Here is a 13,867-nt window from a genome sequence, read left to right as displayed (position 1 = left end):
GGAGCTGACATGAGCTCGTCACTGGCGACCGAGCCTCCGCCGACCGCGGACCGGCCTGCGGCACCGCGCCGATCCCTCGCCTCGCGCCTCCTCACCCGGCCGGAGGTCGGTGCCATCGCCGCCGCGGTCGCGATCTTCATCTTCTTCTTCGTGATCGCCACGCCGTTCCGGTCCGCCGACGCCTTCTCGACGGTCCTCTACGCGAGCTCGACCATCGGCATCGTGGCGATCGGCGTGGCGCTGCTGATGATCGGCGGCGAGTTCGACCTCTCCTCCGGTGTGCAGGTCACCACCTCGGCCCTGACCACCGCGATCATCTGCTACCAGCTCAGCCTGAACATGTGGGTCGGCGTCGTCCTCGGCCTCGTGGTCGCGCTGGGCGTCGGGTTCCTCAACGGCTACCTGGTGGTGCGCACCGGCATCCCGAGCTTCCTGATCACGCTGGCGACGTTCTTCGTGCTTCGGGGCGTGAACATCGGTGTGACCAAGGGTGTGACCGGCACTGTCGCCACCGCCAACGTCTCCGACATCGACGGCTTCGACTCGGCCAAGGCCGTCTTCGCCTCGGACATCCCGCTGGGCTTCATGACCGTCAAGATCACCGTGCTGTGGTGGATCGCCTTCGCCGCCATCGGGACCTGGGTGCTCCTGCGGACCCGCGTCGGCAACTGGATCTTCGCCGTCGGCGGCAACAAGGACTCCGCCCGGGCGGTCGGTGTGCCGGTCAAGGCCGTCAAGATCGGCCTCTTCATGACCGTGGCCTTCATGTGCTGGTTCCTCGGCATGCACCTGCTCTTCAACTTCAGCACCGTGCAGTCCGGCCTCGGCGTCGGCAACGAGTTCATCTACATCATCGCCGCGGTCGTCGGCGGCTGCCTGCTGACCGGCGGCTACGGCTCCGTCATCGGTGCCGCCATCGGCGCCTTCATCTTCGGCATGACGACCCAGGGCATCGTGTTCGCGGGCTTCGACCCGAACTGGTTCTACACCTTCCTCGGTGTCATGCTGCTGCTCGCGGTGCTGGTCAACCTGTACGTCAAGAACTACGCCCTGACGAGGAAGTGAGCACCCGATGACGGACACGATCGCCGAACACGCGTCCCCGGACCTCAAGGCGGGCACGCCGCTGGTCGAGATGGAGGGCGTCGGCAAGTCCTACGGCGCCATCCGGGCGCTCGAGGGCATCAACCTGAGGGTCAACGCCGGCGAGGTCGCCTGCGTCCTGGGGGACAACGGGGCGGGGAAGTCCACCCTCATCAAGATCATCTCCGGACTGCACCCGCACAGCGAGGGCTCGCTCAAGGTCGACGGCGAGGAGGTCGGCTTCAGCTCGCCGCGCGAGGCTCTCGACCACGGGATCGCGACCGTCTACCAGGACCTCGCGGTCGTGGGGCTGATGGAGGTCTGGCGCAACTTCTTCCTGGGCTCGGAGCTGCGAAAGGGCAAGTACCCGCTCGCGCCGATGGACATCAAGGCCATGCGCGAGATCGCGGACACCGAGCTGCAGAAGATGGGCATCAAGGTCAAGGACATCAACCAGCCCATCGGCACCCTGTCCGGCGGTCAGCGCCAGTGTGTGGCGATCGCCCGCGCCGTGTACTTCGGCGCCCGGGTGCTGATCCTCGACGAGCCCACCGCGGCGCTGGGTGTGAAGCAGTCCGGCGTGGTGCTCAAGTACACCTCCGCCGCGCGGGACGCCGGGCTGGGCGTCGTGTTCATCACGCACAACCCGCACCACGCCTACATGGTCGGCGACCACTTCATCATCCTGAAGCTCGGTCGCCGGGTGCTGGACAAGAAGCGCTCCGAGGTCTCCCTGGAGGAGCTCACCGCCGAGATGGCGGGCGGGCAGGAGCTCGCCGAGCTGGCCCACGAGCTCAAGCGCTGACCCGGGGCGGTGCCGTGGTGCGGCGGACCGCGAGGTAGGGGTCCAGGACCTGTTCCGGGCCCGGGCCCTCGCGGCCGCCGTCCAGTCGCGCCACCACCGCGTCCAGCGCGCGGGCGGTGAGGGCCTCGGTGTCCTGCCCGACCGTCGTCAGGCCGACGTGGGCGAGGCGGGCGAGCGGCTGGTCGTCGTAGCCGACCACCGAGAGGTCCTCGGGGACGGAGATCCCCTTGCGCGCCAACGCGTCCAGCAGCCCGACGGCGGTGCGGTCGTTGAAGGCCACCACGGCCGTCGGGAGGTCGTCGAGCAGATGTGCCGCCGCCTCGATGCCCGTGCTCTCGGTGCCGGTGGGGCCGGTGGGGCCGGTCGAGGGGAGCACCCGCGGCGCCAGCCCCCGCTCGCCCATCGCCCGCAGGTAGCCGTCCCGCCGGTCCTCGGCGATGGTGCCGATCCCGCCGTCGACGTAGGCGATCGCGGTGTGGCCCAGGCGGTGCAGGTGGTCCACCGCCAGGGCGGTGCCCGCCTGGTCCGCGGTGCGGACCACGTCCGGACCGGTCGCGGCCTCGAGCCTGCGGCACAGCACGACCAGCGGGACGGTGGCGGCGAGTCTCTCCAGGTCCGGCTGCGGAGCCTCCGGGCCGATCAGCACGAGCGCCTCGCACCGGGAGTCCAGCAGGGTCTCGACCGCCCGGGCCTGGCCGCGGCGGCGGGTCACCGTGGAGAGCACGACGTCGTACCCGCGGTCCTCCGCGGCGTCCTGCAGCTGCTCGGCGACCTCGGCGTGGAACGCGCTGCGGACGTCGATCAGCAGGCCGATCAGCCTGCTCCGCCTGCTGGCGAGCAGCGACGCCGCCCGGTCCGGCCGGTAGCCGAGCCGTTGCGCCGCCTCCAGCACGCGGGCCCGGGTCGCGGCGCTGGGGCCGGGCGCGCCGCGCAGCACCAGCGACGCCGACGCGGGCGACACGCCGACGGCCGCGGCCACGTCGTCCAGTCGCACCCGTCTCGCCACCGGCGCCTCCCCTCTCTTGACACGATCCAACCCCACACCGCACGATACTTGGACTTGAAGCGCTTTAAACACTCCGGAGGGTCCCGATGACGAGCTCCGTCCGCCGCGCCGCCGCGTGGCTCGACCCGGCCGACGCCCGGGTGGAGGACCTCCGCGCGACCGTCGGGCAGCCGACCGATCCGGCCGACTACCCGCACGCCGAGATCGTCTCCGGCGTGACCGTCTACACCGCCGACGACCTGCGGTCCGCATCCCGACGCGAGATCCAGGCCGAGCTCGTCCACGCCCTGCTCGACGGACCCGGCATCGTCGTCCTCCGTGGCGCCTTCGCCGACCACGCCGTCCTGGACCGGGCCACGGACGCCTTCCTCCGGCTGATCGAGGCACAGAGGGCGGCGGGCGACGCGGTGGGCGACCACTTCGCCGCCCCCGGCAGCAACGACCGGATCTGGAATGCGCTGGAGAAGCTCGCCGTCGCCGACCCGGACACCTTCGCCGCCTACTACGCCTCGGACGTGCTCGCCCTGGTGTGCGAGGCCTGGCTCGGCCCGGCCTACCAGGTCACGAGCCAGGTCAACGTCGTCAATCCCGGAGGGAGGGCGCAGTCGCCGCACCGGGACTACCACCTCGGGTTCCTGTCTCCCGCGGGCGCCGCGCGCTACCCGGCCCACCAGCACGCCCTGACCCCGGCGCTGACGCTGCAGGGCGCGGTCGCCCACTGCGACATGCCCCTCGAGACCGGCCCGACGCTCTACCTTCCGCACTCCCAGAAGTACGCGCACGGCTACCTCGTCGCGGACCGGCCGGACTTCCGGGCCTTCTTCGCCGAGCACCACGTCCAGCTGCCGCTGGCCAAGGGGGACGCCGCGTTCTTCAACCCGGCCCTGCTGCACGGCGCGGGCGCCAACCGCACCACCGACGTCCGCCGCACCGCCAACCTGCTGCAGGTCTCCTCGGCGTTCGGGCGGGCGATGGAGTACGTGGACCGGGCCCGGGTCAGCCGCGCCGTGCTGCCCGCCCTGCGCCGGATGCGGGCCGCGGGCGCCTCCGAGGCCGCACTGCGCCGGGTGATCGCCGCGGCCGCGGAGGGCTACGCCTTCCCCACCGACCTGGACCGCGACCCTCCGGTCGACGGCCTCGCCCCGCCCTCGCAGGCCGACCTCGTCACCGAGGCCGTGCTCCTGGGACAGGACGACGCCGCCTTCGCCGCCGCCCTCGCCGCGCACGCGGAGCGTCGGGGATGCTGAGCGGCAAGGTCGTCCTGGTCAGCGGCGGCACCTCCGGGGTGGGCGCCGCAGCGGCCCGGGCCGCGGTCCGGGCGGGCGCGCAGGTCGTGGTCACCGGACGGCGCCGGGAGCAGGGCGCGAAGGTCGCGGCGGACATCGGTGCGCGCTATCTGCCCTGCGACGTCGCCGACACCGACCGGATCACCGCGACCGTCGAGGCCGTCGTGGACGAGTACGGCCGGGTGGACGCGCTGCTCAACGCCGCGGGCCTCACCGACCGCGGCTCGCTGCTGGACACCACGCCCGCGCTGTTCGACCGGCACATCGCGATCGACCTGCGCGGCCCGTTCTTCCTGATGCAGGCCGTGGTGCGGGACATGCTGCGCCGCGAGGCCCCCGGGACGATCGTCAACATCGGCTCGGAGCAGGCGCACGGCGGGGCGCCCACCCTCGCCCCCTACGCCGCGGCCAAGGCCGGGCTCGCCGCCCTGACCAAGAACGTCGCCCACGCGCACCGCTTCGACCGGATCCGGGTCAACCAGCTGAACATCGGCTGGACGGACACGGATGGCGAGGACCGGACCCAACGCACGTTCGAAGGCGCCGGGGACGACTGGCGCGACCGGGCCGCCGCCCGGCTGCCCGCCGGTCGGCTGGGCGATCCGGACGAGATCGCCGACATGATCGTCCTCCTCCTCTCCGACCGCAGCGGCGTGGTCACCGGGTCCGTCGTGGACTGGGACCAGGCCGTGATCGGCACCCACGACTAGGGAGCACTGCATGAACAGGATCGCCGGAGCGCCCATCTCGTGGGGCGTGTGCGAGGTCCCGGGCTGGGGCTTCCAGCTCACCCCCGGGCGCGTGCTCGCCGAGATGGCCGAGGTCGGGCTCGCCGCCACCGAGTTCGGTCCGGACGGGTTCCTCCCGCACGCCCCCGAGGCCAGGGCCGCCACGCTGGCGGAGCACGGGCTGACCGCCGTCGGCGGGTTCACCCCGACCCTGCTGCACCTGCCCGACCACGATCCGGTCCCCGGCGTCGAGGCGCTGCTGCCCTCCTACGCCGCGGCGTCCGCGGGCACGCTCGTGCTGTCCGCGGATACCGGACTGACCGGGTACGACGCCCGCCCCGAGCTGGACGAGCTCGGCTGGAAGACCCTGTTGTCCAACCTGGACCGGATCTCCGCCGTCGCCGCCGTCGCGGGGGTGCAGACCGTGCTGCACCCGCACGTCGGGACGATGGTCGAGAACGGCGACGACGTCCGGCGTGTCCTGGAGGGCTCCTCGATCCAGCTCTGCCTGGACACCGGCCACCTGCTGATCGGCGGCGTCGACCCGGCCGAGCTGACCCGGCAGGCGGCGGAGCGGGTGGCGCACACCCACGTCAAGGACGTCGACCTCGGGCTGGCGCGGCAGGTGCAGGAGGGCCGCAGGACCTACACCGAGGCCGTCCGCGCGGGCATGTACCGCCCGCTCGGGACGGGGGACGTGGACTTCGCGTCCATCGTCTCCGCGCTGCGGGGCCGCGGCTACGACGGCTGGTACGTCCTGGAGCAGGACACGATCCTCACCGAGGCCCCGACGGGCGTCGGGCCGATCGCGGACGTGTACACGAGCGTGGAGCACCTGCGCACCCTGCTCGGCTGAGCACCCGGCGACGTCCCACTGTCGACGTCGGGCGGAGGGGGGTGGGGCTAGTGGGTGGCGGCGGGGGTGCGGCGAAGGCGCAGGCGGGCGCGCAGGGACGGACGCGAGGCGGCGGAGACGGCGGCCTTGTCGGCGTTGTCGGCGTTGTCGGCGTGCTCGGCGCGCAGGTCGGCGATCTCGTCCCACGCCGCGTCGAGCTGCTGCAGGCAGCGGGTCAGGCGGATCTGGTGGTCCGCCGACTCCCGCGCCGCGGCGGTGGCGGCGTACTCCAGCTCCAGCACGCGCGAGACCAGCGCGATCCGGTTGCGCTCCAGGCCCGCGAGCAGCTCGGAGGTGGTCCAGGGCAGCAGCGTCTCCCACAGCTCCTCGGCGAACCAGGCCTCGTCCCGAGCCAGCACCGCGAGCCCCGACAGCGCCGGGACCACGCCCATCGTCCAGGACTCGTCGGCCTCGGCCAGCACGTCCTCGACCGCGGTGAGCACGCCGTTCTCCTCGCCACCCGCCTCGTCGGCGGCGTCGACGGCACCGGCGCCGAGTCCCGCGGGGCCCAGCCCGTCCCGCCCGACCGAGGGACCGTGCGCTCCGACGCCGGGCAGCACGTCCCGCCTGCCCGCGGGCCACAGCACGTTCCACACCAGGACGACGGCGTCGGGCTCCTCGGCCATGACGCGCTCCAGCTCGCGGCGGGTGCCGTGGTAGCCGGTGTCCCCGGCCAGCACGTACAGCTCCGCGGGCGGCGGGTCCCCGTCGGTGACCAGGTGCAGGGCCGGGTCCGCGGTCACCGCGGCGCGCACCGCGGGCGTCGGCGACTTGGCGACGACGTGCACGGACCCGGCCCCGAGGTCGGCGTACAGCCCGGCGTGGGGGTCCGCACCGACGACCGTGACGGTCCCGACGGCCCGCGCCCGCAGGACCGACTCGAGCACCTCGCCGAGCATCGCTCGCGAGGGCTCCGTCAACGACTCCGCCCGGGCTCGGCGCGGCTGCGTGTGCGGCTCCTCGCGAGTGCCGCCCCAGCGCGCCCCGACGACCTCGTTGCCCGTGCCGAGCCCTCCCGGTCCCCGGCCGTCGACGAGTGCCGTCATGTGGCCCCCTCAATGCTCGTCCCCAGAGCCCGTCCCTGCGGTGCGCACAGCCCACCACGCAGGCGGCCCGCCGCCCGGCGGCGACTCGGGCACCGCGGGCGAATCCACTCGACCGGGGCTCGTCCGTCCGGGTGCCTCGCGGCGACACACGCCGGGCGGCCCCTCGCGCCGGACGATCTTCCGTGCGATCGTCACCCGATCGAGGAGGGAGGCCGGTGGCCACACTGGAGGGTTCCCGTGCGCCCGCCCGGCCGCGTGCCGTCCCCGTCCGGGTGCGTCCGGTCCGCAACCCGTTCGCCGTGCCCCACGCTCCCGGGCTGGACGGCCTGCGCGCCCTGGCCGTGCTCGCGGTCGTCGCCTACCACCTGGACCTCGGCTGGGCGGGCGGCGGTTTCCTCGGCGTCGAGGTCTTCTTCACCCTCAGCGGCTTCCTGATCACCCAGCTGCTCGTCGCCGAGCTGCGCAGGCACGGCCGGATCGACGTCCGCGGCTTCGTCCTCGCCCGCGCCCGGCGCCTGGTCCCGGCGCTGGTCCTCGCGGTGCTCGGCACGCTCGTGCTGGTCGCGGTGCTGCTGCCCGCGAACGCCCCCGGGCTGCGCGGCGACGCGCTCGCCTCGCTGACCTGGCTGCAGAACTGGCACCTGCTGATCGGCGGGGTGCCGTACTCGGAGTCGTTCGCGCGGCCGTCGCCCTTCCTGCACCTCTGGTCACTGGCGGTCGAGGCGCAGCTCTACGTCGTCTGGCCCCTGCTGTTCGCCGGCGTCCTCGCCGTGCTGGGCAGGCGCCGGGTCGCGGTCGCGGCACTGCTGCTCGCGTTCGTCTCCGCCGTCGCGTGCGCCTGGCGGTTCGACCCGGACGCGAGCGGCGCGGCCTACTACGCCACCGACGCCCGCGCGTCGGGCTTCCTCATCGGAGCCGCGACGGCGCTGCTCTGGCTCCCCGCGGCGTGGCGGCCGCGCTCACCGGCCGCCCGCACCGCGTTCGACCTCGTCGGGGTCACCGCGCTGGTCGCGCTGCTGCTCGGGCTGGGGACGGCCTCGGAGTTCGCCTCCGACCTCTACCTGCACGGCGGTTTCCTCCGCACCGGCCTGGTCACGGCGGTCGTCCTGGTCGCCGCCACGGGCGCCGGACCCGCGGTGAGCGGCCTGCTGGCCCGCGCGCCGCTCGTCGCCGTCGGGAAGCGCTCCTACGGGATCTACCTCTACCACTGGCCGATCCTGGTGCTGACCAGGCCGACCGGCGACCTCGCCGCGCACGGCTGGTTGCTGGACCTGGGCCGGGTGCTGGCCACACTGCTGGTCGCCGAGGCATCGTATCGGTGGGTGGAGACCCCGATCAGGCGAGGAGCGATCCGACGGATGACGCAGCGGGTTCGGCTGAACCGCCTCGCGGCTGGGGTCGTCGGCGGGTGCGTCGCGGCGCTGACGGTGTCCGCGGTGTTCGCCCTCACCGCGCCCGCGGGCCTCGTGTCCCACGCCCCGACGAGCGCGACCGACCTGGCCGCGGCCGGTCCGGGCACCGATCCCCCGGCTCCTCCACCCGCCCCCTCCGCGCTCCCGGGCCCGGGTGCCGCCCGAGCGGAGCCGGTCCCCGCAGCCCCGACCACTCCGGTCGCCCTCGGCCCCGCCTACGTCCTCGGCGACTCGATCGCCCTCGGCAGCGCCCAGGCGATCACCGCCGCCCTCGGCCCCGGCACCACGGTGGACGCCGAGGTCGGCCGCCAGTACGCGGGCGCCCCCGAGGCCGTCCGGAGCTGGGCCGCGCGCAACCCCGGGCCGGTCGTCGTCGATCTCGGCGCGAACGGCACCGTCGAGGCGGACGACGTCGAGAGCGTCATCGCCGCGGCGGAGGACCGGCCCGTCGTGCTCGTCGGGGTGTCGGTGCCGCGGCGCTGGGAGGCGGGCAACAACGCCGTCCTGCGCGCGGCCGCCGAGCGGCACGCCCCGACCGTCCGGTTCGTGGACTGGGGCGCGCTGGTGGCCGCCGACCCGGGCCTGCTGGGCCCGGACGACGTCCATCCCACCGTGCGGGGGCGGACCGTCCTCGCCGAGGCGATCCGCCGGGCGCTGGCCTGAGCCCTAGCGGGGCCTGCGGGCCGAGGCGCCCGCCCCCGCCACCAGGCTGCTGATCACCAGGCCGATGACCAGGTAGATCACCGCGCTGGTCACGCGCTCGGCGATCGGTCCGCTGCCCAGCAGCGGCAGCAGCGCGACGACGACCGTGACCAGCCCGACGATCCACGACAGGTACGTCATCGGCCGCGGCGTCGACAACAGCAGCAGGTGCGCCAGCCCGGTCGCGGCCAGCGCGGCGACCGCCGCCAGCACGCAGAGCAGCACCGTCCGCGAGTCGCCCAGCACGCCGGACTCGGCGGGCCCGTTGAACGCGATCCGCAGCACCGCTCGCACCACCAGCGTCCCGACCATCGCCACCAGCGCCGCGACGATCGCCGTCGCGATGCCCGCCGACCACAGCCGCGCCGCGTCCACCGTCGGCTTCGGCGGCTGGGTGCGCTGCGGCGGCTCGTAGGGCTGCTCGCGACCGAACTCCCGCGTCGGCTCGTCGCGGTCCCAGCTGCCGTACCCGCCGCCCTGTCCGTAGCCGCTCGACATCCGTCCCCCTGGTCTCGATAGGTGGCGTCAGTCTGCTGCTCCGGACGGGTGGAGGGAAGGTGCGGCCCCGGCGCGTCGGGGTGGCCCTACGCTGACGGGGTGGACGCGCCCGCCCTGACACCCCCGAAGCTCCTGCTGGGTCTGGTGGCGGCCGCCGCCGTCGCGCACGGTGGGTTGGCGGTGGTCGGCGGGGCGCTGTGGGCGCAGGTGATGTCCGGGGTGCTGTGTGTGGCGGGGCTGGTCGTCGTCGGCCTGTTGGTCACCCGGCCCACTGCGCCCGTCGTCCTGGGCACCGCGGTCCTCGGGATGGTCGGTGTCGCGAGCTTCCTGGCGGTGCTGGGGGTGGCGCTGGCCGCGGGCGGCAACCCGGCCGCGGGCTGGATCGGGCCGTGGGGCATCGCCGGGGTGATCGTGGACTCGTCGGTGGTCCGGATCGCCGCCGCCGTGCTGCGCCGCTCCGAGCGGTCCTGACGTGCGCGCGGTCCGCTTCCACACTCTCGGCGGGCCCGAGGTGCTGCGCATCGAGGAGGTCCCCGTCCCGCGGCCAGGGCCGGGCGAGGTGCTGGTCCGGGTGGACGCCGTCGGGCTCAACCGAGCCGAGGTCAACTTCCGCCGCGGCACCTATCTGGAGGACCCGCGGCTGCCCGCCGGGCTGGGCACCGAGGCCGCAGGCGAGGTCCTGGCCACCGGCCCCGGCGTGACGGGCTGGGCGGCGGGGGACGCGGTCAGCGTCATCCCCGCCTTCTCCCAGAACGACCACCCGGTCTACGCCGAGCAGGCCGTCGTGCCGGCGTCCGCGCTGGTGGCGAGGCCGCCGGGGATGGACGCCGTCACCGGCGCCGCGGTCTGGATGCCGTACGTGACGGTCTACGGGATGGTCGCCGAGGTGGTCCGCGCGCGGCCCGGGGACCGGGTCGTGGTCACGGCGGCGGCGAACAGCATCGGGGTCGCGGCGCTGCAGGTGCTCCGGCTCCTGGGTGCGGTCCCCGTCGCCACCCTGCCGGACACGACCCATCGCGAGGCCGTGCTCGCGGCGGGCGCGGCCGAGGTCGTGGTGACCGGTCCGCACGACGTCGACTCCCCCGGTCTCACCGACGACCTCCGCGCGGCGTTCGGAGGGCAGGGCGCCGACCTGGTCCTCGACGCCGTCGGCGGCCCCCAGGTCACCCGGCTCGTCGCCGCCTGCGCGCCGGGCGCGAGCGTCATCGTCCACGGTGGACTGTCCGGGCTGCCCACTCCGTTGCCCGGCGGCGGGTACGCGGCGGTCTGGCTGCGGCGCTACCGGGTCTTCGAGATCACCGGCGACCCGGCGGCCCTCCGTCGGGCCATCGCGTTCGTGCGGGCGGGCCTGGAGACCGGCGCCCTCCGCCCGATGATCGACCGGGTCTTCGCGTTCGAGGACGTCGCCGCGGCCCACGCCTACCTCGACTCCCCCGACCGCGCCCCCGGCAAGCCGGTCCTGCGGGTGGCGCCTTCCGCATAGCCCCCCGGTCTGGTCGGATGGGTGGGCGGTCAGGACCAGGCGCGGGCCCGGCGCTCGGCCCAGTAGCGCTCGGCGGGCTCGGCGAGGTCCAGCAGCTCGTCCTCGATCTCGGTGGGCAGCATCAGCCCGGCGGCACCGACGTTGCTCAGCACCTGGTCCGGCGTCGCGGCACCGGAGAGCACGGTGGCCGCCCAGGGCTGCACGAGCACCCACGCGATCGCCAGCTGGTCGACCCCGCACCCCAGGTCGGCGGCGATCGCCGCCACCCGGGCGTCCGACGGGCAGAGCGCCCCGCCGGGCGCAAGCCGCCCGTTGGCCACGGGCTCCTTCACGATCACCCGGGCGCCCGCGTCCGCGGCCTCGGCGAGGGCCGGGCCCACCGACGGCTCCAGGATGTTCCAGGTGCTCTGGAAGGAGGTGAACAGGCCCTCGCCGTCGACGGTGACGTCCAGCGCGCGGCGCACGGCCGCGGCCTGCTGCGGACCGGACGTCGAGATGCCCACGCGGATCCCGTGCTCGCGCAGGTCGGCCAGGGCGCGGTGCAGCTCGGTGTCCTCCAGCACGCCGGTGTCCAGCGTGGCCGAGTGCACGTGGTAGACGGCCAGCCGCCCGCCGAGCAGGGCCAGCGACTCCGCGGACTGGGTGGCGAAGGCGGCGGCGGAGTGGTCCTTGACCTCGTGGACCGGCACGTCGAGCCGCCACTCCCCCACGTACCGGTAGCCCCACTTCGACCCGATCTCGACGTCCGTCACCTCGGGTCGCCGGGCCAACCAGCCCGCCAGGAACTCCTCGGCCCGTCCGTACGACCGCGCGACGTCGACGTACCGGACCCCGAGGGTGTAGGCGGCGTCGAGCACCGCCCAGGTCCGCTCGCGCAGCGCGTCGACCGACCGGGCCGCGCTCAGGTCCCGCTCCCGTCCGGCGTTGATGTAGGCGGGCCTGCCGACGGCGGCGAGCCCGATGCCGATGCGGCGCACGGAGGTCACGTCCCCACGGTGCCACACCCGGCCTGACACATCGGCGAGGTGCGAACGGTGCTGCACCTCTTGCCGCAGCCGTCGAGCACTGTTCAGCTTGTGTCGCACGACACACACGGACAAGGAGGTCCGCATGACCCAGACCCTCGAGACGGGCACCACCACGCAGGAACGGGTCGACGCGTGGCTCGCCGACTTCGAGGCCGCGCTCGCCGCCCGGGACGCCGAGCGCGCCGCAGGCCTCTTCGCGACGACGTCGTTCTGGCGGGACCTGGTCGCCTTCACCTGGAACATCAAGACGGTCGAGAACCGCGAGGGTGTGGCCGACCTGCTGCGCGCGACCATGGAGACCACGGACGCCCGGAACTTCCACACCACCGAGCCGCCGACCGAGGCGGACGGGGTCGTCGACGCCTGGATCGGCTTCGAGACCGCGGTCGGTCGCGGCCGCGGCCACCTGCGACTCACCGACGAGGGCGCCTGGACCCTCCTCACCACGCTCTACGAGCTGACGGGCCACGAGGAGCCGATGGGCGAGGCCCGTCCGATGGGCGCCGAGCACGGCGCCCGCCGCGACCGCGTGACCTGGGCGGAGGCCCGCCGTGCGGAGTCCGAGGAGATGGGCCGCACGCGCGAGCCGTACGTCCTCGTGGTCGGCGGCGGGCAGGGCGGCATCGCGCTCGGGGCGCGGTTGCGCCAGCTCGGCGTGTCCCACGTCGTCGTCGACCGGTACGACCGGCCCGGCGACCAGTGGCGCAGCCGGTACAAGTCCCTCTGCCTGCACGACCCGGTCTGGTACGACCACCTGCCCTACCTGGACTTCCCGAAGAACTGGCCGGTGTTCGCGCCGAAGGACAAGATCGCGGACTGGCTCGAGTTCTACACGAAGGTCATGGAGGTCACCTACTGGTCGAGGACGACCTGCCGCTCGGCCTCCTACGACGAGGCGGCCCGGGAGTGGACCGTCGTCCTCGACCGGGACGGCGAGGAGATCACCCTCCACCCGACGCAGCTCGTGCTGGCCACCGGCATGTCCGGCAAACCGAACATCCCCGAGCTGCCCGGCCAGGACGTCTTCCAGGGCGAGCAGCACCACTCCTCGCAGCACCCGGGTCCGGACGCCTACAAGGGTGAGAAGGTCGTGGTCGTCGGGTCGAACAACTCGGCCTTCGACATCTGCGGGGCGCTGTGGGAGGTCGGCGCGGACGTGACGATGGTGCAGCGGTCCTCGACGCACATCGTGAGGTCGGAATCGCTGATGGACCTCGGCCTCGGCGACCTGTACTCCGAGCGCGCCGTGGCCGCGGGGGTGACCACGCAGAAGGCCGACATGATCTTCGCGTCGCTGCCGTACCGGATCATGCACACCTTCCAGCAGCCCGTGTACGCCGCGATCAAGGAGCGCGACCAGGACTTCTACGACCGGCTGGAGGCGAGCGGCTTCCGCCACGACTGGGGAGACGACGACTCCGGCCTGTTCATGAAGTACCTGCGCCGCGGCTCGGGCTACTACATCGACGTCGGGGCGGCGGACCTGGTCGCGAACGGCGACGTGAAGCTCGTCCAGGGCCAGGTCGTCCGGCTGACCGAGCGCACCGTGGTGCTCGACGACGGCACCGAGCTGGAGGCGGACCTCGTCGTCTACGCGACCGGCTACGGCTCGATGAACGGCTGGGCCGCCGACCTGATCAGCCAGGAGGTGGCGGACAAGGTCGGCAAGGTCTGGGGCCTGGGCTCGGACACCACGAAGGACCCCGGTCCGTGGGAGGGCGAGCAGCGGAACATGTGGAAGCCGACGCAGCAGGAGGCGCTGTGGTTCCACGGCGGCAACCTGCACCAGAGCCGCCACTACTCCCTCTACCTCGCCCTGCAGCTCAAGGCCCGCCAGGAGGGCATCCCGACGCCCGTCTACGGCCTGCAGGAGGTCCATCACACGCGCTGACACG

Annotated in this window: 13 protein-coding genes; 9 read left to right on the top strand and 4 right to left on the bottom strand. The window is 73.8% G+C overall.

Features of this window, described 5'->3' with window-relative positions; genetic code table 11:
* The first annotated feature begins 9 nt into the window (after positions 1–9).
* Positions 10–1,065, top strand: coding sequence for an ABC transporter permease (locus tag ABD993_RS19810; protein ID WP_345420381.1), 1,056 nt, complete (start codon positions 10–12; stop codon positions 1,063–1,065).
* Positions 1,066–1,072: 7 nt separating this feature from the next.
* Positions 1,073–1,888 carry an ATP-binding cassette domain-containing protein gene (locus ABD993_RS19805; protein WP_345420379.1) on the top strand — a complete coding sequence of 272 codons (816 nt, stop codon included), beginning with the start codon at positions 1,073–1,075 and terminating at the stop codon, positions 1,886–1,888.
* On the opposite strand, the gene ABD993_RS19800 is transcribed toward ABD993_RS19805, so the two are convergent.
* Entirely contained in the window at positions 1,878–2,894 is a 1,017-nt protein-coding gene (locus ABD993_RS19800; RefSeq protein ID WP_345420377.1) for a LacI family DNA-binding transcriptional regulator, read from the bottom strand. The genes ABD993_RS19805 and ABD993_RS19800 overlap by 11 nt on opposite strands.
* 86 nt (positions 2,895–2,980) lie before the next feature.
* Between ABD993_RS19800 and ABD993_RS19795 the strand changes: the two genes are divergently transcribed.
* Genes ABD993_RS19795 through ABD993_RS19785 form a run of 3 tightly spaced genes read left to right on the top strand, consistent with a single transcriptional unit; the run spans position 2,981 to position 5,764 of the window.
* Positions 2,981–4,141 (top strand): phytanoyl-CoA dioxygenase family protein, encoded by a 1,161-nt coding sequence (locus tag ABD993_RS19795; RefSeq protein ID WP_345420375.1) that lies wholly within the window; start codon positions 2,981–2,983, stop codon positions 4,139–4,141.
* Positions 4,135–4,890, top strand: a complete 756-nt coding sequence (locus tag ABD993_RS19790) for an SDR family oxidoreductase (RefSeq protein ID WP_345420373.1) — start codon at positions 4,135–4,137, stop codon at positions 4,888–4,890. Before ABD993_RS19795 ends, ABD993_RS19790 begins: the two co-directional genes overlap by 7 nt.
* Before the next feature lie 10 nt (positions 4,891–4,900).
* A complete protein-coding gene (locus ABD993_RS19785) occupies positions 4,901–5,764 on the top strand; it encodes a sugar phosphate isomerase/epimerase family protein (RefSeq protein WP_345420371.1) in 864 nt (287 codons plus the stop codon).
* A gap of 47 nt (positions 5,765–5,811) precedes the next feature.
* Here ABD993_RS19785 and ABD993_RS19780 read toward each other — a convergent pair whose 3' ends face one another.
* On the bottom strand, positions 5,812–6,849 hold the full coding sequence (locus ABD993_RS19780; RefSeq protein WP_345420369.1) for a class I SAM-dependent methyltransferase: 1,038 nt from the start codon (positions 6,847–6,849) through the stop codon (positions 5,812–5,814).
* A 215-nt stretch (positions 6,850–7,064) separates the two neighbouring features.
* On the opposite strand from ABD993_RS19780, the gene ABD993_RS19775 reads away from it, so the two are divergent.
* On the top strand, positions 7,065–8,924 hold the full coding sequence (locus ABD993_RS19775; protein WP_345420366.1) for an acyltransferase family protein: 1,860 nt from the start codon (positions 7,065–7,067) through the stop codon (positions 8,922–8,924).
* 3 nt (positions 8,925–8,927) lie between these two features.
* On the opposite strand, the gene ABD993_RS19770 is transcribed toward ABD993_RS19775, so the two are convergent.
* Positions 8,928–9,461, bottom strand: coding sequence for a DUF6069 family protein (locus ABD993_RS19770; RefSeq protein ID WP_345420363.1), 534 nt, complete (start codon positions 9,459–9,461; stop codon positions 8,928–8,930).
* Between the two features lie 99 nt (positions 9,462–9,560).
* Here ABD993_RS19770 and ABD993_RS19765 point away from each other — a divergent pair, with 99 nt between their 5' ends.
* The gene (locus ABD993_RS19765) at positions 9,561–9,932 is read left to right on the top strand and encodes a hypothetical protein (protein ID WP_345420361.1); all 372 of its coding nucleotides are present in this window, start codon (positions 9,561–9,563) and stop codon (positions 9,930–9,932) included.
* A gap of 1 nt (position 9,933) precedes the next feature.
* Positions 9,934–10,944: a zinc-dependent alcohol dehydrogenase family protein gene (locus ABD993_RS19760; protein WP_345420358.1), complete on the top strand. Its 1,011-nt coding sequence runs from the start codon at positions 9,934–9,936 to the stop codon at positions 10,942–10,944.
* A 29-nt stretch (positions 10,945–10,973) separates the two neighbouring features.
* On the opposite strand, the gene ABD993_RS19755 is transcribed toward ABD993_RS19760, so the two are convergent.
* Positions 10,974–11,921, bottom strand: coding sequence for an aldo/keto reductase (locus ABD993_RS19755; protein WP_425569061.1), 948 nt, complete (start codon positions 11,919–11,921; stop codon positions 10,974–10,976).
* Between the two features lie 133 nt (positions 11,922–12,054).
* Between ABD993_RS19755 and ABD993_RS19750 the strand changes: the two genes are divergently transcribed.
* Positions 12,055–13,863, top strand: coding sequence for an FAD-dependent oxidoreductase (locus ABD993_RS19750; RefSeq protein WP_345420353.1), 1,809 nt, complete (start codon positions 12,055–12,057; stop codon positions 13,861–13,863).
* The last annotated feature ends 4 nt before the right edge of the window (positions 13,864–13,867 follow it).

Source organism: Pseudonocardia xishanensis (assembly GCF_039541715.1).
GTDB lineage: Bacteria > Actinomycetota > Actinomycetes > Mycobacteriales > Pseudonocardiaceae > Pseudonocardia > Pseudonocardia xishanensis.
The sequence above is the reverse complement of the archived record's forward strand: the minus strand, read 5'-3'. Positions and strand labels throughout refer to the sequence as shown.